17 protein-coding genes are annotated in these 17,476 nt (G+C 62.2%); 6 read left to right on the top strand and 11 right to left on the bottom strand.

Going from position 1 to position 17,476, the window contains the following annotated elements; genetic code table 11:
• Positions 1–163 precede the first annotated feature (163 nt).
• Positions 164–1,090: a cation diffusion facilitator family transporter gene (locus RWT78_RS01460; protein WP_007735998.1), complete on the top strand. Its 927-nt coding sequence runs from the start codon at positions 164–166 to the stop codon at positions 1,088–1,090.
• A gap of 154 nt (positions 1,091–1,244) precedes the next feature.
• Complete coding sequence (locus RWT78_RS01455; RefSeq protein ID WP_030535839.1) at positions 1,245–1,790, top strand: ferritin; 546 nt, start codon at positions 1,245–1,247, stop codon at positions 1,788–1,790.
• Here the strand turns inward: RWT78_RS01455 and RWT78_RS01450 are convergent.
• Genes RWT78_RS01450 through RWT78_RS01435 form a run of 4 tightly spaced genes read right to left on the bottom strand, consistent with a single transcriptional unit; the run spans position 1,787 to position 5,305 of the window.
• Positions 1,787–2,605 carry an alpha/beta fold hydrolase gene (locus tag RWT78_RS01450; RefSeq protein ID WP_003944129.1) on the bottom strand — a complete coding sequence of 273 codons (819 nt, stop codon included), beginning with the start codon at positions 2,603–2,605 and terminating at the stop codon, positions 1,787–1,789. The two genes, RWT78_RS01455 and RWT78_RS01450, sit on opposite strands and share 4 nt — an antisense overlap.
• 53 nt (positions 2,606–2,658) lie before the next feature.
• Entirely contained in the window at positions 2,659–3,573 is a 915-nt protein-coding gene (locus tag RWT78_RS01445; protein WP_003944127.1) for a DUF5926 family protein, read from the bottom strand.
• An 11-nt stretch (positions 3,574–3,584) separates the two neighbouring features.
• A complete protein-coding gene (locus RWT78_RS01440; protein ID WP_003944175.1) occupies positions 3,585–4,349 on the bottom strand; it encodes a glycerophosphodiester phosphodiesterase in 765 nt (254 codons plus the stop codon).
• The gene (locus tag RWT78_RS01435; RefSeq protein ID WP_314673449.1) at positions 4,346–5,305 is read right to left on the bottom strand and encodes a DUF4328 domain-containing protein; all 960 of its coding nucleotides are present in this window, start codon (positions 5,303–5,305) and stop codon (positions 4,346–4,348) included. Before RWT78_RS01435 ends, RWT78_RS01440 begins: the two co-directional genes overlap by 4 nt.
• Before the next feature lie 415 nt (positions 5,306–5,720).
• On the opposite strand from RWT78_RS01435, the gene RWT78_RS01430 reads away from it, so the two are divergent.
• Together RWT78_RS01430 and RWT78_RS01425 are read left to right on the top strand one after the other, a co-directional pair.
• The gene (locus RWT78_RS01430) at positions 5,721–7,496 is read left to right on the top strand and encodes a hypothetical protein (RefSeq protein ID WP_314673448.1); all 1,776 of its coding nucleotides are present in this window, start codon (positions 5,721–5,723) and stop codon (positions 7,494–7,496) included.
• Between the two features lie 21 nt (positions 7,497–7,517).
• Complete coding sequence (locus RWT78_RS01425; RefSeq protein WP_003944174.1) at positions 7,518–8,447, top strand: LLM class F420-dependent oxidoreductase; 930 nt, start codon at positions 7,518–7,520, stop codon at positions 8,445–8,447.
• 15 nt (positions 8,448–8,462) lie between these two features.
• On the opposite strand, the gene RWT78_RS01420 is transcribed toward RWT78_RS01425, so the two are convergent.
• The 3 genes from RWT78_RS01420 to RWT78_RS01410 all read right to left on the bottom strand — a co-directional run bounded on the left by RWT78_RS01420 (position 8,463) and on the right by RWT78_RS01410 (position 11,001).
• Positions 8,463–9,059, bottom strand: a complete 597-nt coding sequence (locus RWT78_RS01420; RefSeq protein ID WP_223304488.1) for a hypothetical protein — start codon at positions 9,057–9,059, stop codon at positions 8,463–8,465.
• Positions 9,060–9,170: 111 nt separating this feature from the next.
• Positions 9,171–9,884, bottom strand: coding sequence for a peptide-methionine (S)-S-oxide reductase MsrA (gene msrA, locus RWT78_RS01415; protein ID WP_020905733.1), 714 nt, complete (start codon positions 9,882–9,884; stop codon positions 9,171–9,173).
• Entirely contained in the window at positions 9,823–11,001 is a 1,179-nt protein-coding gene (locus tag RWT78_RS01410; RefSeq protein ID WP_047272742.1) for an acyltransferase, read from the bottom strand. Before RWT78_RS01410 ends, msrA begins: the two co-directional genes overlap by 62 nt.
• Before the next feature lie 260 nt (positions 11,002–11,261).
• Between RWT78_RS01410 and RWT78_RS01405 the strand changes: the two genes are divergently transcribed.
• Positions 11,262–11,885, top strand: coding sequence for a superoxide dismutase (locus RWT78_RS01405; RefSeq protein WP_314673447.1), 624 nt, complete (start codon positions 11,262–11,264; stop codon positions 11,883–11,885).
• Here the strand turns inward: RWT78_RS01405 and RWT78_RS01400 are convergent.
• The 4 genes from RWT78_RS01400 to RWT78_RS01385 all read right to left on the bottom strand — a co-directional run bounded on the left by RWT78_RS01400 (position 11,882) and on the right by RWT78_RS01385 (position 16,506).
• Positions 11,882–13,231 carry a hypothetical protein gene (locus RWT78_RS01400; RefSeq protein ID WP_314673446.1) on the bottom strand — a complete coding sequence of 450 codons (1,350 nt, stop codon included), beginning with the start codon at positions 13,229–13,231 and terminating at the stop codon, positions 11,882–11,884. The genes RWT78_RS01405 and RWT78_RS01400 overlap by 4 nt on opposite strands.
• Before the next feature lie 43 nt (positions 13,232–13,274).
• Complete coding sequence (locus tag RWT78_RS01395) at positions 13,275–14,423, bottom strand: AI-2E family transporter (RefSeq protein WP_042453218.1); 1,149 nt, start codon at positions 14,421–14,423, stop codon at positions 13,275–13,277.
• Positions 14,424–14,427: 4 nt separating this feature from the next.
• Positions 14,428–15,000 carry an HdeD family acid-resistance protein gene (locus tag RWT78_RS01390; protein ID WP_314673445.1) on the bottom strand — a complete coding sequence of 191 codons (573 nt, stop codon included), beginning with the start codon at positions 14,998–15,000 and terminating at the stop codon, positions 14,428–14,430.
• Between the two features lie 156 nt (positions 15,001–15,156).
• Complete coding sequence (locus tag RWT78_RS01385) at positions 15,157–16,506, bottom strand: DUF1254 domain-containing protein (protein WP_042453224.1); 1,350 nt, start codon at positions 16,504–16,506, stop codon at positions 15,157–15,159.
• 165 nt (positions 16,507–16,671) lie between these two features.
• On the opposite strand from RWT78_RS01385, the gene RWT78_RS01380 reads away from it, so the two are divergent.
• Positions 16,672–17,199, top strand: coding sequence for a hypothetical protein (locus tag RWT78_RS01380; protein ID WP_003944138.1), 528 nt, complete (start codon positions 16,672–16,674; stop codon positions 17,197–17,199).
• The last annotated feature ends 277 nt before the right edge of the window (positions 17,200–17,476 follow it).

Here is a 17,476-nt window from a genome sequence, read left to right as displayed (position 1 = left end):
ATCGGCTCGGATTTTCGATGTCTTCCCACTTCTCGGTCCTCGCGTCGATGACAAATGAAGGTCTACGCCGCCACCTTACAACTATGTTGCATAGTTTTTAAGACATGCACTATTGCGCATATATGCATATGTGTCTAGGCTGGCGTCGACGAAAGGACCTTCGATGTCACACGGACACGGGCACGGAATCTCCCCCGCCGAGGCTGCGACCAGCAACAGCGGCAAGCATGTCAACAAACTGTGGATCGCCGCCGGCCTCGGGTTGGTGACCTTCGTGCTGCAGGTGACGGTCGGCCTCTTCACCTCGTCACTGGCCCTGCTCTCGGACTCGGCGCACGTGTTCACAGACATCTTCGGCATCTTCATGGCGCTCGCCGCGATCCTCGTCGCACAGCGTGCCGCCCGGCGCCCCGACCGTACTTTCGGCATGTACCGCACGGAAGTGTTTGCGGCACTGGCCAATGCGATCCTGCTCTTCGCAGTCGCCGGGTGGGTGCTCTACGAGGCCGCCAGCCGCTTCACGGATCCGCCCGAGGTTCCCGGCCTTCCCGTCGCGACAGTCGCCGTCGTCGGTCTGGCGATGAACGTCATCGCCTTCCTCATGCTGCGCAGCGGCGCCAAGGAAAGCATCAACATCCGCGGCGCCTACCTCGAAGTCATGGCGGACATGGTCGGGTCCATCGGCGTCCTGGTCAGCGGCTTGGTCACGCTTGCGTTCGGTTGGCGCTACGCCGACCCCGTCATCGGCGTCGCGATCGGCCTCTTCGTCTTGCCACGTGCCTTCAACCTGGGCCGCCACGCCGTTCGCATCCTCCTCCAGCAGGCTCCCGACCGCATCGACGTCACCTCGATCATCGAGAAGATCAACGCTCTGCCGGGAGTCGTCGACGCGCACGATCTGCACGTCTGGACACTCACCTCGGGGATGGAAGTTGCTTCCGTTCACGTCACCGCGGTCAGTGACGCCGATCCCACAACGGTGCTCGCAGCAACCCGAACCTTGCTTGCCGAGGTATTCGAACTGGGGCACGCCACCGTACAGGTGGAACTACAGGGAAGCGACGGTAAATGCGCGGAACTCGCCTGGTGAAACGGACATTCCTAAATGAAACATTCGAATTCACCGGGCTCGATAACCTCACCGAATTCGAAGAAAAATTAGGTCTTCTTTAGTTTGGGAACGCTTACCACAATAAGGTCATACTGGGATGACAGGGCCTCTGACCTGCACTATCTTGGAATTCATGACTTCTGGGGAGACTCACATGACCAAATTCCACGCACTACTCCGAGACCAGATTCGCAACGAGTTCAACGCTTCGCATCAGTACATCGCGACAGCGGTTTACTTCGACAATGCGGATCTGCCACAGTTGGCAAAGCACTTCTACAAGCAGGCTGTGGAAGAGCGTAACCACGCCATGATGATCGTTCAGTATTTCCTCGATCGCGACATCAATGTCGAACTCACCGGCGTCGACGCCGCGAAGGCCGACTTCAAGGATGCCCGCGAGCCCATCGCTCTCGCGCTGACGCAGGAGAAGACGGTCACCGAGCAGATCGTCCAGCTCGCGAGCACTGCCCGCGAAGAAGGCGACTACCTCGGCGAGCAGTTCATGCAGTGGTTCCTCAAGGAGCAGGTCGAGGAAGTTGCAAGCATGACAACACTTCTCACCATCGCGGACCGCGCAGGCGCCAACCTGTTCGACCTCGAAGACTTCGTGTCCCGCGAGATGAGCACCGTCGGTGACACCACCGGTGCACCGAGCGCAGCCGGCGGAACCATCTAGCCTGCAGCACTCACGGATTTTGCCCTCGAGCCGAACGGTTCGCTTCCTGCCAGCAGGATCGAACTGATCAGCTCGGGGGCATCTGTCATCGGTACGTGCCCCAGACCGGGTAGAACCATCAACTTTGCCTGCGGGAACGGCTTTTTCACGCGCTGCGCCTGATACACGGGCAGGATGAGATCGCGCCGACCCCACGCAACCGTCACCGGCACAGTGGGATCCACGATGGGCGGCAGCACGAAGTCCATCTCGAGACCGAGATCGACGAGTTCGTTCGACACGAGCGAACGGCAGTCGGCCAACGCCGCTGCATAACCGACATGACTCGGATGAGCGAAGAACGCGGCGAGCGCCGGATAGCGAATCAGCTTGTACCGCAATGCGCGTGGCAATCCGTCACCCATGAGCTTGGCCGTGCCGCGCAGTGCACGGAACGTGTTGATCGCTCGCACCTGATCGAGGTGATTGACAAAGAACCCGGCCGGCGAAAGAGCTGTCGCCGACGCGACATCTCCGCGCGCTGCCAGCGAGAGGGCAATCCAGCCGCCGAGGGAGTTTCCCGCGACGTGGGCACGCTCCCCCGCCGGCGTCACTTCCTTGACGAACTCACTGACATCGTCGATCAGCTGTCCCATGACGTCCGGACCGAGTTCGGGCAGCAGCGACTCTCCGTGACCCGGCAGGTCGACGGTGACGACGCGGCGGTACGGCGTCAGCTGGTCCAAAAGCGAATCCCACGCCTGCCGTCGATGGACGATGCCATGGACGAGCACAAGCGTGGGACCACTACCGGAGATGTCATGCGACAAGGTCATGTCACCAACATTAACCGTAACTTCGCGTAACGCCTATAGTTCGGGCGAAAAAATCAGCGCAGCGTGACCTGACGACCACGAAGTCCGTCGCGCGAGCGAAGCTCGGCCGAGGTCAGCGGAGCATCGACGGCCAGAGCCTCGGCAAGACGCTCACCGAGCTCGACGGTTGCCGCTACCCACTCGTTTGCATGCTTTTCGCGGTCGAGGTCGAAGACGGGAACCAACAGGCCGTGGGTGCGGAACGAGCCTGCGTAGCGCGAGCCCTCACCCAGATGCAGTCCACCGGTCGCGTGCACGCGCGCCAGCGCGAGCATCAGGTCGTCTTCGCTCTCGGGACGAACCCAACGCAGGTGCGCCTTCTCGCCGGCGTCGACCCACCACGCGGCAACGAGGCCGTCGCCTTCGAGGCGTGCAGAGGGCATGATCGCCGAGTTGGCGTGCTGCACGGTGGCGGCAACCTCGGGATCGGTTTCGACGCCCTCGGGGATCCACCAGTTGAAGTTCTGGTGCACGGTGATGTCGAGCAGGGCCGAGGGATCGACGACAGCGGTGACTGCGGGGGTCTCGGAATCGGGGTTCGCGGCAGAAAGCGCGTCGCCGGGGGCCGCGTCCTTGATCCAGTTCACCGAAGCGGCGAGGTCTGCGCCGAGGTCGGCCGAGTGCGCCTGAACCTGGACACCGACAAATCCTGTGGCCGTCTCGCCCTCGTCACGGACGAGTGCGGCAACAGCGCCGGGGAGGACCGTTGCCAACGTGACGGGACGGTCGGAGCCGATGACCGGCAACGGAGCCGTGGCGGACGGAACGAATTCGCGCAGCGCAACCAGATCGCACTCGGCGGCAAGGCCCTCGAACGGGCGGCTGACTACGCCGGCAGCGGCTTCACGCTCTGCTTGGCGTGCCGCCAGCTTCTCTGCGCGTGCGCTGCCCTGCTTCGGTCCACTGTTTCTTTTGCTCTTCTTGGCCACGAGGGCAAAATCTACACGCTGCCCAGCCATTGCTTCGTGCGCCCGGGATGGTTGGTGGCAACCCAACTGACCCCGAGCTCACGACACAGGTCCACATCCGCCTTGTCGTCGACGGTCCAGCAGTAGGTCGCGCGACCCGCAGCAGCGGCCCGATCGACCAGATCGGGATGTTCGCGCAGTGCCTTGATCGACGGCCCGATCGCCGTAGCGCCCACAGCCGTCGACGCACCGCCGCCGAGGTACCGCGACGCGTCACCGAGCAGGACCGTCGGCAGCAGCGGTGCCGAACGACGCACTCGCCACACCGCACTCGCCGAGAAAGACATGACGACAGCGCGCGAGTGATCGGCCGACGGCGGTGACGCGATCCCGAAGCGGTGCAGTTCCGCCAGGAGTTTGGCTTCGACCAATCCGCCGAACCTCACGGGGTGCTTGGTCTCGATGAACAGCTTCACCGGGCGCGCAAAATCCAGAGCGAGGGTGATGAGATCGGAGAGAGTCAGCAGTTCGGCCGGTTCGCTCGTCGACCCGTAGTCCAGAGCGTTCAGCGAATCGAGCGTCATCTCGCTGACGATCCCCGTCCCGCTGGAGGTGCGGTCGACCTTGCGGTCGTGAACACAGACCAGGTGCCCGTCGCGGGTGAGCCGGACGTCGCATTCGAGCCCGTCCGCACCCTCCTCGAGGGCCAGTTCGTAGGCGGCGAGGGTGTGCTCCGGCCGCGCAGCCGACGCACCTCGGTGCGCAACGACGAGTGGACCTCGACGATCTGGGCTCACAGGGCAGCGGTCTCCTTCTCGTCCAGCACCGTCTTCTCTTCCAGCACCGAGCGCGGAACTGGCACCCACCGGGTTTCCGATTCCGGTTCACCGCGCCAGCTCTTGCGCTCGATCCGGCGGATCACGACGAGTGTCAACGCCGCGGTGACGGCAGCGATCAGTGCGATGAAAGCGTTCAGCAGAACCCCGTCGGCCATTGCCTGAATCCCCGGGCGTGATCGCCAGTACGCGTTGACCACCAGCAGCAGAGCGCTGAATGCCCAGAAGCCCCACCAGATCTTGACCAGCAGGGTTCCGCGCGGATCGCGGCGGACCAACTCGAAGAGATAAACGGCCGGCATCACCAGGTTGAGGATCGGCACAGCGCAGCCGACGACAACTTCCGACGCTGTGCGTGGATCGGATTCCCGGGCACCTGCGAAGTGTTCACGACGCCGACGAAGCAGCCAGCACACAGCGGCGATTGCCGCGAAGACCGAGATCAGCAGTCCACCCAACTGAGTGAAGTACACGGCGGCGTCGGAGACCGTGAGCAGCGGCTGCGGGATCAGCCTGGTGCGGTTGCGGACCAGGATCGCGTATCTGCCCAGTTCGGCGAACACTGCCAGTCCGTAGAGGATCGTTGCGAGCGTCAGCAACGGCCCGACTCGGTCGGCCATCCGGTCCGCTCGCGAGGGCGGCACCGGTGAGGTGTCGACGACGTCCTGTAGTCCCCACTGCGGGACAGCGTCGTAGCGCGGAGTGGAGAAGCTACGACGCACTGGTGCGTCCCCCACGCCGCGGGGGTCGGACGGGGAGCGCGCGATCCAGCGGAAGCCACGGCGGTTGGGCGGTTGGTAGATCTCGGTGCGGGTGGGGATCAGCAGGACGCCGCTGCAGCGCGGGCACCACTGCGTCGGGCCGCCGACGACAGGCCAGCGTGCGGCGCACCGGGCGCAGACCTGAACGACACTCACAACTTCGATTCTGTCACGCCGTATCGGTAACGGCAGCAAATGGATTCACTCCCGATTTGTGATCGAACCTCCACCGCGTTCACCTGCATTGTTCGAATAATGTGACCTCCGCCACTTAAAAACTTGAGTTATCCACAGTTTCCACAGGTTCATCCACAGTTCTGGATGAATGAATCGGGCTTTATCCACAGGTCACGGGCAAGACCCTGAGAATTTGCTGACAGGTGTTAGCGAACGATGCACAGGCTCGAGGATGAATTTGACACCGCAGGTCAGTGAACTTTCGGGCGTCGACGTCATTTATCCCGGCAAAGTTCACAATCCATTCAGAAATTGCTCCCGAAAAGACAGAAAAGACCGGTATCCCCTTTTTATGAGAAGTCGGTTTTTGACACACCTGGAAGCATGACCGTCGATGACTTCTCCACAGCCCGAGCCAACTCTGACGTTCACCCCGAGACGGGTCACGCAGCTCGCGTTCGTGTTGATCGGATGTCAGCTCGTCATTCGCGTCTGGGTTGCCGCGAGCAATTACTTCTACTGGGACGACCTCATCCTGATGGGCCGTGGAGGACGCTTCCCACTCTTCTCGAGCGAACTCCTGCTCTACGACCACGACGGTCACTTCATGCCCGCGGCCTTCTTCTTCACCGGGTTGATCGCCCGTATCGCGCCGTACAACTGGGCGCTGTCGGCAACGCTGCTCGTCATCGGTCAGGCCGCCGCGTCGTTGGCGCTTCTGCGCACTCTTCGGTTGGTCCTCGGCCGGCGACCGGCACTGTTGATTCCGCTGATCCTGTATCTGTTCGTCCCGCTGACACTTCCGGCGTTCTCGTGGTGGGCAGCCGCGCTCAATGCGTTGCCGCTCCAGATCGCGCTGGCCTGGGCATGCGGCGACGCGATCAAGCTGTACCGCACCGGGCAGGTGCGCTATGTGTTCTCGGGCACCGCGGTTTTTGTCGTCTCCTTGCTGTTCTTCGAGAAAGCAGTGCTCGTTCCGTTCGTCGCACTCGCTTTTCTGGTGCTGTACTTGCGCACACAAGGTGAAGGAACGCCGATACGAAGTGCGATCACGAAGTGCCGACTCCTGTGGACGGCCTGCGCCGCCGTGCTCGCGTTCTGGATTCCGGTGTATCTGACAACTGTCGAATCTCCGATCACCGGATACGGCCGTTCGATGTCCACCGAACTGCTGCATCACGGAACGTCTTTGGGGATGCTTCCCACTCTTCTCGGCGGCCCCTGGCGCTGGGAGCGGTGGATCCCCAGCCCCGCCTGGGCCGATCCGCCGACGCTCTTGGTGGTCGCATCCTGGGCCGCGCTGCTGACGACGGCCGTGATGACAGTGCGTGCCCGACGCGGCGCTGCCTGGATCTGGGCTGCCGCGGCGCTGTACTTCCTCGCCTCCGTGGTGGCGATGACCGCTACCCGATCCGACGCCGACACCACGTACGAGTTGGCGCAGACCTTGCGTTACTTCACGGATTCGGCGACGGTGTTCGCCCTCGCCGCCGCTTTGATTCTCGCTGCGCCTCGGCGACGTCCGGCCCGTTTGCCCGTCGCAGTCGCCGCCGGCCTGTCAGTGCTCTTCGTGATCAGTTCACTCGTCTCGACCATTACCTTCGTCGACATCTGGCGCGAGAACCCGACCCGCGACTACCTCGCGAACGCGCGAATGTCGTTGTCACAGAATCAGGACGCTCCACTGCTCGAGCAACCCGTCGCGATCCAAGTGCTCCTTCCCGTCGCCTTTCCGAACAATTTGGCAAGCAACGTTCTCGCGCCGCTGCCTGATCGCCCCGAATTCTCCTCCAGCACTCCGATTCTGCGCACCATCGACGACAGCGGTCAGATCGTCGATGCCGAAGTGACCTGGACGAGAAGGATTCCCGAAGGAACGGCACCGAACTGCGGCACCCGCGCCGAAGGCCCGACCGAACTCCCCCTCGACGGCCCCCTGGCCGGCTGGGAATGGACGGTTCAGCTCAATTACCTCGCCAGCGCCGACGGAACGATCGACGTTGCGTTGGAGTCCGGCGACGCAGTATCCGTACCCGTCACCCAAGGTTTGCACTCGGTGTTCGTGCGCCTGGTCGGCCACGGAAACAGTGTGAAGATCACGCCGACAACGCCGGGACCGACCCTGTGTTTCGGCGCCGGACAAGTCGGTGCCGTCGTCCCGACCAAGTGAAATAGTGGCAGAGTAGAACTCATGGAGCTGCGTATATTCACCGAACCCCAGCAGGGCGCTACCTACGAACAACTACTGACTGTTGCCCAGACCGCCGAAAAACTTGGCTACGGCGCATTTTTCCGCTCGGACCACTATCTCGCCATGAATTCCGACGGCCTTCCCGGGCCCACCGACGCGTGGATCACGCTCGCCGGAATCGCCCGCGAAACATCCACCATCCGCCTCGGCACTCTGGTGACGTCGGCTACGTTCCGTCACGCCGGACCGCTGGCCATTTCGGTCGCACAGGTCGATCAGATGAGTGGTGGCCGCGTAGACCTCGGCATCGGCGCCGGCTGGTACGAGGAAGAGCACCAGGCGTACGGCATCCCGTTTCCGGCGCTCAAGGATCGCTTCGAATTGCTCGAGGAAACTCTCGACGTCGTGACCGGTCTGTGGCGTACGACGGTCGGCGACACGTTCGACTACGACGGTAAGCACGTGCAGATCAAGAACTCTCCCGCGCTTCCCAAACCGCACCAGGTCGACGGTCCGCCGATCCTGATCGGTGGCACGGGCAAGAAGAAGACTCCGGCGCTCGCCGCTCGGTTCGCAAACGAGTTCAACATCCCGTTCAAGTCCCTCGAGGAAACGAAGGACATCTTTGCGCGGGTTCGTCAGGCTTGCGTCGAGCACGAGCGCGATCCGAACGAATTGGTGTACTCCAACGCTCTCGTCCTGTGCTGCGGCCGCGACGAGGCGGAGATCAAGAAGCGCGCCGAGGCTATCGGACGCGACGTCGACGAGCTACGTGAGAACGGTCTGGCCGGAACACCTTCGGAGCTGGTCGACAAGATCGGCACTTTCGCCGACGCCGGTTCACAGCGCGTGTATCTGCAGACTCTCGATCTCGCCGATCTGGATCATCTCGAACTCGTCGCAAGCGAGGTCATGCCCCAACTGCAGTAAGGAATGGGCCGGGATCTACAGCGCGTTCGCGTCGAGGAACGCGCGTAGGTCTCGGTCCCACTGGGCCGAGCGGGAACGGTCGAGAAAGACGCGCACCAGCATGAAAGCGATGACCAGCAGCGACATCACGCTGAACCAGGTGAAAACCCCGGTCACCACGGCTGCGACGTCGGCAGCACTCTGAGTGATCGGAGCTACGGTCTTGTCGCCCTGATCATTGACGTAGATGGGGACCTCGGTGCCGGCGGGCGTCGCCGAGTCGACAGTGACATCACCCGTGTGAACCTGGCCGTTCCAGTTCCACTGCGCGCTGGCCATTTCGGTGGTCGGCGCAATGTAATCGGCTGTCGAGGCGGTGGTCTGCGTTGAATCTGCAGTCGTCGTCGCCGAAATGCTGTGTAATTCGGCGGATTGTTTGGCGATCAGTGCGTTCTGGCTCGAAGCAGTCGCAGCCCCTGCCCATACCGCGAGAGGCAGCAGAAGAATCGCGAAAATGATCAGACCGAAGGACATGAACCCTTCGATCCGATCACTGCGGCGAACCATCGGATCGTGGCCTACATGAATGGTGCGTCGGAGCAGCGACGCAGTTCCTCGCGTACTACCTGACATTGTGAGCTCAGTTCTCTCGACGACACACTCTTACATCGAGATTCCCTTTGTTTCGATCTAGTTGCAAGTGTTAACGAGCTGAATCACATGTGTCCTCCAACACCTGTCCAGTTATTCGCTCGGCGGAAGGATGTCCGTCTGCGCCGGAACCTGATCCTGACGGAGCAATCCGACCGGGCAACTGACGCCCGTGGCATGCACCGGGCAGTAACCGCCGGGATTCTTCGCCAGATACTGCTGGTGGTAATCCTCCGCGTAGAAGAAGTCGCGCAGCGGACCGATTTCGGTGGTGATCGCACCATATCCGGCTTCGGCAAGCCGTTCACCGAAAGCGACGGCCGACGCATGAGCGATTTCTTCCTGCTCCGCGGACGTCGTGAAGATCGCCGAACGGTACTGCGAGCCCTGGTCGTTACCCTGACGCATCCCCTGCGTCGGATCGTGGTTCTCCCAGAAGTGCGCCAGGATCTGCTCGTAGGAGATCACTGCGGGATCGAAGACCACCAGCACGACTTCGGTGTGACCCGTACGTCCGGAGCACGTCTCTTCGTACGTCGGGTTGGGCGTGAAGCCGCCCGCATAACCCGCAGCGGTCGTGTACACGCCGGGAAGCTGCCAGAACTCCTTCTCGGCGCCCCAGAAACAACCCATCCCTACGACGACGGTCTGCAGTTCGGCCGGAAACGGCGGCGTCAACGGATGCCCGTTGACGTAGTGCGCGGTCGGAACCGGCATTTTCTGCTCTCGGCCCGGGAGTGCGTCCTCAGGCGCGATCAGCGTGGATTTTGCGGACGCTCGTCCCAGAATGTCGTCGTACCAGCTCATGCTTCGATGCTACGCGCGAGCGACTGTTTCGCCACGCCGTGATCGCGCGGGCGCCGGGCAGCTCCACCCACCGGTAGCCGATTTCTGCTACCGCGGCCGTGGCCAGAAGGAAGAGCGCAAACGCCAGCGTCGGTCCGACGTACAAAACAGTGTTCTCGACGACGCGGTACAGGATCAGGGTGTGCACGAGATAGATGACGTAACTACGCGTCGAGAGCCACTTCACGACCGGCCAGCGCGTCGGGACGCCGTCGTAGCGGCCGATGAGAACTACCGCTGCGGCGACTACCGAAATGGTCCACAGATAGTGCTCACCGGCCCAGTAGACGCGGAACTGGGTCGCCACGATGATGACGTGCATCTGGACGAGGACGGCCGCGATCAGCCAGCGGCCGGGAGCGAGCTTCGCCCACGCGAGGTACATGATCTGGCCGAGGAAGACGGCCGGCAGCGTCGCGGCGATCTTGGACAGCATCGGCACGGTGTACGGCAGCGGCGCGTAGACGTTGTAGAGCAGCACCAGCGAGCACAGCGCACCACCGGCGAGCGGCATGACGATCGGTCGCAGCCTCAGTATCGGGCGAGCCGCTACGCATGCGAGATAAAAGAGGAATTGGACGGTGAGTGTCCAGGTCACTCCCAGAACTGCCACCTCGGGCTTGAGAAAGAATCCGCCGAGAAAAAAGCTCATCAACGCTTCGGTATCGGAAATACCTTCCTGACCGCTGAACATTCCGTTGATTCCGAGGCGGACCAGAAGAATGGCAATCGCGGTCGCCACCCAGAATGCGGGCAGCAGTCGACTGAATCGGTTGGTCAAGAACTTTCCGGGGCCGTCGCGAATCGCGGATCGCGTCACCAGAGCGCCGGTAAGCATCATGAATACTGCGACGCCGACAAAAGAGAGGTGCTGGTTGAGTTCGGCAGGCTCGATCAAAACGCCGTAGACGACGTCGATCACCCACCAACCCGAGCCGAGATCGTCGATGACGTAGAAAGAGATGTGGGAGTAGATCACGGCGGCAACCGCCAGGGCTCGCAGCAGGTCAGCGCCCGGAAGATTCACCCGAGGCGCGGCCGCCTCTGGTGATTCCGGGAGGAAAACTGGTGCGGGCATCGCGCAAGTTTAAGGTTCCGTTCACCTTTACGACGAATTTGCGCATATTAGCTTACCCTTAGATCGGGGCAAGTTCGGTTTCCCAAACTTTATTCTTTGGTGATTACTACCTGAGCCGGACTGTTGCGGACGGTGTACGAATGTTATTGGGTGGAAACCCGAAGAATGATTTGCACATACGCGAGTGACGTCACGCCGTGACCGGTGATCGACGCACTCTAAAGCACCAGGGCTCACCAGCCCGCAAAGAAGGGACCCTCGTGTCTGTTTACACGCTGCCGGAACTCCCCTACGACTACGCAGCCCTCGAGCCGCACATCTCGGGCAAGATCATGGAGCTGCATCACGACAAGCACCACGCGGCTTACGTTGCCGGTGCCAACGCTGCACTCGAGAAGCTGGCCGAGGCTCGTGAGAACGACACCATCGCAGCGCAGGCCAACCTGCTCGAGAAGAACCTGGCGTTCCACCTCGGTGGCCACACCAACCACACCGTTTTCTGGAACAACCTCAGCGCTGACGGTGGCGACAAGCCCGAAGGTGAACTCGCCGCAGCGATCGACGACAACTTCGGTTCGTTCGATCTCTTCCGCGCTCACTTCTCCGCGAACGCCAACGCCATCCAGGGCTCCGGCTGGTCCATCCTCGCGTGGGACTCGATCGGACAGCGTCTGATCATCGTCCAGCTCTACGATCAGCAGGGCAACATCTCCATCGGCCTCACGCCGCTGCTGCTCCTCGACATGTGGGAGCACGCTTTCTACCTCGACTACCAGAACGTCAAGGGCGACTACGTCAAGGCATTCTGGAACAACGTCAACTGGAACGACGTTTCGGCTCGCGACGACCGTGCCCGTACCCAGACCGCAGGTCTGATCGTCTAGTCACGCTCTTCTTGCGAACGGCGGCGCCTCACCAGGGGCGCCGCCGTTCGTGTCAGCAGAGCACCACCGAGCAGGACCGTCGTGGCTCCGAAGACCAATGCCAGTGTGCGAGTTCCGGAGTCACCGCTGCTCGCGGTGGTCTGATTCACGGCCACCGGATCCGACAGCACCGAGGTCAGCTGAACCTGCTGCGGGGTGGTCATCGCGGGAATACCGGATTTTGCGCCGTCGAGGCCCGTGACCAGTGACTTGGCGATTCCTTGCAGCGTCGTGAATCCCTGGGTGATCTGATCGGTCACGTCACCGAGCATCTGCGGCGCCTGATCAGCGATGGGAATGAGGCCGTCGTTCAATTGTCCGGCAGCACTGCTCAGTTGATCGCTCGCGCCTTGCAGCTGCCCGACAGCGGTGCGGACTAGATCACCGAGCTCCGTATCGGGCCCGACCGAGCCACCCAACAGCGCCGGAACGGTGCCCAATTGCGCATTCAGCGCACCGAGATCCGAACTCACACCGGCCAGTTGCGCTGTCACGTCAGGCGGGATCGGAAGGCCGTTCAGCGCAGTCTGCAGCGTGTCGATTCGTGTCTTCAGTTCCGCGGTCGAGGACGACGCCTCCCCAAGCGTCAGGCCCAGTGAGTCCGCGCGCGTGGCCAGCTCTTCCGCCGACCCCGACGCCTGATCGACAACACCGGACACCTGATCCGCGACGCCCATCAGCTCCAACGCCCCGGACCGTGCGGTCTCGAGGTACGGCAGCAGAGTGCCTGCGCCTGCTTTCACCTGATCGATGGACTTTCTGGCCTCGTTGGTTCCGGCGACCAGAATCTGTGCGGTGGTGAGGTTTTGATCGATCGAGCGTCTGGCGGCCGACGTCTGAGCCAGCAGCCCCTTGATGCCGTCCGCGCCGACCTGCGCCGACACGGCCCGAGTCAACTCGGCCGCCTTCTCCGAATCCGAACCCTTCACCTCGAGGTCGACGCTCGCCTGCCGTGGATCCATGCCGAACATCGACGCGACGGTTTCGCTGAAGTCCTCCGGCACGGTCAACGTCGCGAAGTAGTTCCCGCCGGGGTTGTCGACCACTTGGAAGTCGAAGTCTTCGTTCTTGCCCAACGTGTCCACCAGCGTGTCGCCGGCCCGAAGTTCCTTGCCGTCGAGCGTGGTTCCCGCGTCGGCGTTCACGATCGCGACGGTGTTCGAGGTGTCGGCACCGCCCGCGAAGATCACGAACCCGATCCCCGCCACCGCAGCCGCGACGATCGCGGCCACACCACCGACTGCCAGCCGTCGACCGAGTCGTGACGGCCGGCGATGGGAGTTTTCTGTGGTGTTCTCGGCGCTCATGGGCGAGACGATAAAGCAACAACTTGTAGAAACACTGAGAGCCCTAGCCTGCGGGCGTGGCCGGCTTCTCAGACTCCTCGGGTTCCTCCTTCGGCATGTCCCGAGGGCCACTGATCAGGATGTCGGCCCAGCGCGTGGCTGGGTCGATATCGAGCAGGACGGCCTTCACCAACAACGAGAGCGGGATCGCCAGCAGCGCTCCGAGCGCCCCGAGAACCCACGACCAGAAGACAAGTGAGAGGAACGTCATCGTCACCGACAGTCCGACGGCGTCGCCGACGAACTTGGGTTGGATGATGGACTGGATCACGAAGTTGATGACGGAGTAGACGACGATCACCCACAGCATCAGCCACGGCCCGCCCTGCAACAGTCCCAGGAGCGCCGGTGGAATCACGCCGATGACGAACCCGATGTTGGGGATGTAGTTGGTGATGAAGGACAGCAACGCCCACAGGACGGGCAGCTGAATGCCCATGAGCCACAGCGCGCCACCGTCGAGTACCGCCACGATGAGACCGAAGACCGTCGAGACCACCAGGTATTTGCGAGTTCCGGCGGCAAAGGTGGAGAGCGCGTAGGAGATTTCGGGACGTTGCTCGGACAACACATGCAACCGCGAGCGGATGCTCATGCCGTCGAAGGCCATGAACAGCAACAACGCGAGAATGAACACCAGATCCGACAGGATGCCGAGCAGACCCTCCAGCCCGCTTTCGAGTACGCCCACAACCTTCGTGAGATCGACACTGCTGAGCGTGCTTTGGATCTGTTCGGTGCTCACTCCGAAGTCGGCCAACTTGTCGCGGCCCTCGTTGAGGAGGTTGGTCATCTCCTCGGAGTACTGCGGCAGGATCGTCGCCAACTGAGCCGTCGACACGATCAACGACGCCGCCAACCCGAGCAGGATCAAGTACACGGTGACCAGTGAGCCGAGCATCCCGACCCACTTGGGCCACCCTCGGCGCTGTGACCAATCCTGAATGGGCTGAACGGCAATCGTCAGCACCAGGGCCAGGAATACCGGTCCGAGGATGCCGCCGAACACCTTCATTCCGCCGACGGCGACCACGGTGGCGGCAATACCGAGCAGGACGATCAAACCGCGCGGGATCGACCAGTTCTCGCTACCGGACAGCGTGGGGATCGGAGTGGGAGCCTCGACGGCCGGCTTTCCCTTCTTAGAGAACACCGGCTTAGAGAACACCGGCTTCCTTTGCCCGGCTCCTGATCTGGAATGCTCCCACGATCATGAAGAGGCCGAACAGGATTGCGTACCAACCCAACAACCAGATGAGGCTGATGATGCCTTCGCCGGGCGCGATGAGAAGAATGATGCCGAAGATGACAGCAAGCACCGATGCGGCGAGCAACCATCCCCAACTGGATCCGGGCAGCGCCTTCATCTTGAAGGCGCCGACAATTCCGAAGATTCCGAACATGATGGCGTAGAAGGCAATTATGTACAGCAGCACCAGCGCAGTGATGCCCGGCCAGACCAGCGCGACGATGCCGGCTCCGACCGAGACGACGCCCGTGAACACCCACCAACCCCACGAGCTCAGATGCTCACGGTCCCGGATGGCGCGAACGAGCGTGATCAAGCCGTCGACAATGGAGTAGATACCGAACAGGAAAACCAAGGCCACCACGGTAATTCCCGGCCACACGAGCGCGATGATTCCGAAGATCACGCCGAAGATTCCGCGGATCAGGATCATCCACCAGATCTCTTTGCCGTACTGCACGAGCGGATTCTGCGTGACCATCAGTAGCCTCCGAAGCAAGCGGGTGTCTCTGACCGATTCAACAGCTCTTCAAACAGGGCAATACCGACAGATCGTATGACTCTTGTGACCTTTCCGCCCATCGAAACGCGCGGCTGATACCGAGTTGTGCTCTTCGGGTACGAAGCGAGGGGACTTTCAGCCTGCTTCTCGAATACTTGCTTCTCGAATACCGGGCGCAGTCCACGATCCCGACAGCACTGCAGCCTTCGGCCAGTACAGGCGCAGAAAGACGTTGAAGTCGCCGGACGGAGCCGGCAGCCAGTTCCGCTCCTTCTCACCACCAGGGGATTCGTGCTGGAGATAGATGTCGAGGGAACCGTCGTCGGCAAACACCAGATCGCTTCGATCGCCAATCGCGTATCGGTCGATCGGGTTGTCCACGAAGAACTGCCGCTCGTTCATCATCGTGAGCGACCAGAAGCCCTCGACCGGTGGCAGCTCGTCCTTCTCGAAGTGCAGGACGTACTTCTTCGCCCCGGTCAGCGGCTTCCCGTCGACGTCCGTCGTGGCATGCGGGTACACGGCATCAGCGTCGAGATTGGCCCCGAAACCGAGCCAGACGATCAGGGCCCGCTGAGCGTAATGGGTTCCGTAGTGCCCCAAGCCGCGGTGCATCGTCCAGCCGTTCTTCGGACTGCCCTCGGCCTCTTCGGCGATCTCGCTCAGCACGTCCATACCGGTTCGCGCAGCTCGATCGAGGGCATCACGTACCTCCTGCGGACGCGACCTCCAGGGCAAGGAGGAGCCGATTCCTATGTCGGACAGTTGTTTCATCATCTCGGTGTCCTCCGGACGCGGAGGATTGTCGTCGAGAAGTGCGTCGAGTCTGGTGAAGAATGCCTCGCCGTCCATGGCGGCCACCTGGTCCACCGGCGGCGTCCGCGTGTCGACGGCAGGGTTCACCGGCATTTCACCGGGCGTGTAGTCCTGCGGGTCACCCGTCCACTCCGACAGAGGAGTGAGTCGCGTCCGGTCCTGCAGGCTGTGCACTTCTGTCAGGTCTGTTCCCCCCGACGTCGCGTAGCGGGCGACTATCCAGTTCATCGCCGTCGGAGACCGCAGCAGCGTCAAACCCTTGGGCACGTTGCCTTTCCAATTCGGCCCGGCCACCAGGTACGGTCCCCCGGTCCGCCCGACTGTCCGAGATCCCGGCACCGTGAACACGTCGCTCCACGCGTCGAGGATGGGGACCAGCCAGTACCGCGTGCCGAAGTCCGGCAGTGAGAGCACCTGCGGTTCCGTCGAGACGTCCAGCCACCCCGACGAGTAGAGAGTGTCCGCGTTGGGTGAGACGACATCGGTGAAGGTCGCATCCGGCGTCGTACGCGCGTAGGCGAACTGGTTGAGCGGGGCTTTCATCGCCACCGGCGAAGGCACCGCCGTCATGACATCCCGCGATACCGCAGCAATCAACAGGGGATATCCGAAGATCCACGCCTGCGTTGCCAGGTCTTCCAGCCGAGAACGGTTCTTCGACAGAGTCATGTCTGCGCATACCACCGCCCTCACCAGCGCAAACCTGGCTGGCACTCTCCCTCTCTTGTGTGCCAGTACCGAATGGGTGCATATTTCGATTACCCAACGAGGTGTGCCGGACCGACGCATGCGCGTCTGCCCGAGATTTGCCCCAGCACCGAGGGAGGAACAGAAATGAACAGAAACGAAGCAATAGGCATTTCTCCGTTCCAAGCCGCTGGGTCTTTGCAGGGGTTCGTCATTTCCGGTCGTTGGCCGGACACCACCCAGGAGTGGGCGCAGCTTCTCGCATTGGCTGTCCGCGTGGCCTCGATGCCAGGTTTGTTGCCGACCACGACGGTCTTCGGGGTCCGTGAAGACGTTCCCGAAGATCCGCAGCCGGGCACCGTCGGTCTGGTGGTCGCCGAAGGTCCGGTACTCGGCGATTTCGCCTTGACACCCGGCCGTTTCTCCGACCATCAGCCACCGGCGCTGATCATGCTGCACCCACCGTCGGAAACCACGCCCAGCCTGCCGGAATGCGAGGGCAGCGCGTCGGGGTGTGTACTGCTGCCAGGCCTTCCCTATCTGGGTTTGGAGCATCGTGCGGCGTGGGTCGAGGCTGAGCCGGACGGCACAGTCGTCTCCATGATCAGTCGTGTCGGCATCGATCCGATCAGCGATCCCGACACCGCTGTTTTGGCCATGCTCCTCGCCTCGTGACGGCCCCGGTAAGCGATAAGTTCGGACTCCCAAACTTGCTGTGCGCTTTGCCAATTCGTTTCAGGCGCGCTAACGTGGGCAGCAACGAAGGGGAGTAGCCCCCAATCGCCCGTGTCGACATACTGGTTCGACGCGCTCCGCCTGGTGCGGATCGCGAAGCACCCGGCCTGGCGAACCGAAGGTCCTGTGGCCTCGGTGGGCGAGACCTTCGGCCGGACAAGCGCACCCACTGCGCCTGCCCAGGCCGGAGGCTCGCATTTCCTCCGACCTACACCGA

The sequence above is a fragment of the uncultured Rhodococcus sp. genome, from assembly GCF_963525155.1.
Classification (GTDB): Bacteria; Actinomycetota; Actinomycetes; order Mycobacteriales; family Mycobacteriaceae; genus Rhodococcus_F; species Rhodococcus_F qingshengii.
The sequence above is the reverse complement of the archived record's forward strand: the minus strand, read 5'-3'. Positions and strand labels throughout refer to the sequence as shown.

Bases quoted from the DNA above. Each gene is read 5' to 3' on its own strand.
- RWT78_RS01460 (WP_007735998.1), top strand. From the start codon at position 164: ATGTCACACGGACACGGGCACGGAATCTCCCCCGCCGAGGCTGCGACC.
- RWT78_RS01455 (WP_030535839.1), top strand. From the start codon at position 1,245: ATGACTTCTGGGGAGACTCACATGACCAAATTCCACGCACTACTCCGA.
- RWT78_RS01450 (WP_003944129.1), bottom strand. From the start codon at position 2,605: ATGACCTTGTCGCATGACATCTCCGGTAGTGGTCCCACGCTTGTGCTC.
- RWT78_RS01430 (WP_314673448.1), top strand. From the start codon at position 5,721: ATGACTTCTCCACAGCCCGAGCCAACTCTGACGTTCACCCCGAGACGG.
- RWT78_RS01425 (WP_003944174.1), top strand. From the start codon at position 7,518: ATGGAGCTGCGTATATTCACCGAACCCCAGCAGGGCGCTACCTACGAA.
- RWT78_RS01420 (WP_223304488.1), bottom strand. From the start codon at position 9,059: ATGTCAGGTAGTACGCGAGGAACTGCGTCGCTGCTCCGACGCACCATT.
- msrA (WP_020905733.1), bottom strand. From the start codon at position 9,884: ATGAGCTGGTACGACGACATTCTGGGACGAGCGTCCGCAAAATCCACG.
- RWT78_RS01410 (WP_047272742.1), bottom strand. From the start codon at position 11,001: ATGCCCGCACCAGTTTTCCTCCCGGAATCACCAGAGGCGGCCGCGCCT.
- RWT78_RS01400 (WP_314673446.1), bottom strand. From the start codon at position 13,231: ATGAGCGCCGAGAACACCACAGAAAACTCCCATCGCCGGCCGTCACGA.
- RWT78_RS01390 (WP_314673445.1), bottom strand. From the start codon at position 15,000: ATGGTCACGCAGAATCCGCTCGTGCAGTACGGCAAAGAGATCTGGTGG.
- RWT78_RS01385 (WP_042453224.1), bottom strand. From the start codon at position 16,506: ATGACTCTGTCGAAGAACCGTTCTCGGCTGGAAGACCTGGCAACGCAG.
- RWT78_RS01380 (WP_003944138.1), top strand. From the start codon at position 16,672: ATGAACAGAAACGAAGCAATAGGCATTTCTCCGTTCCAAGCCGCTGGG.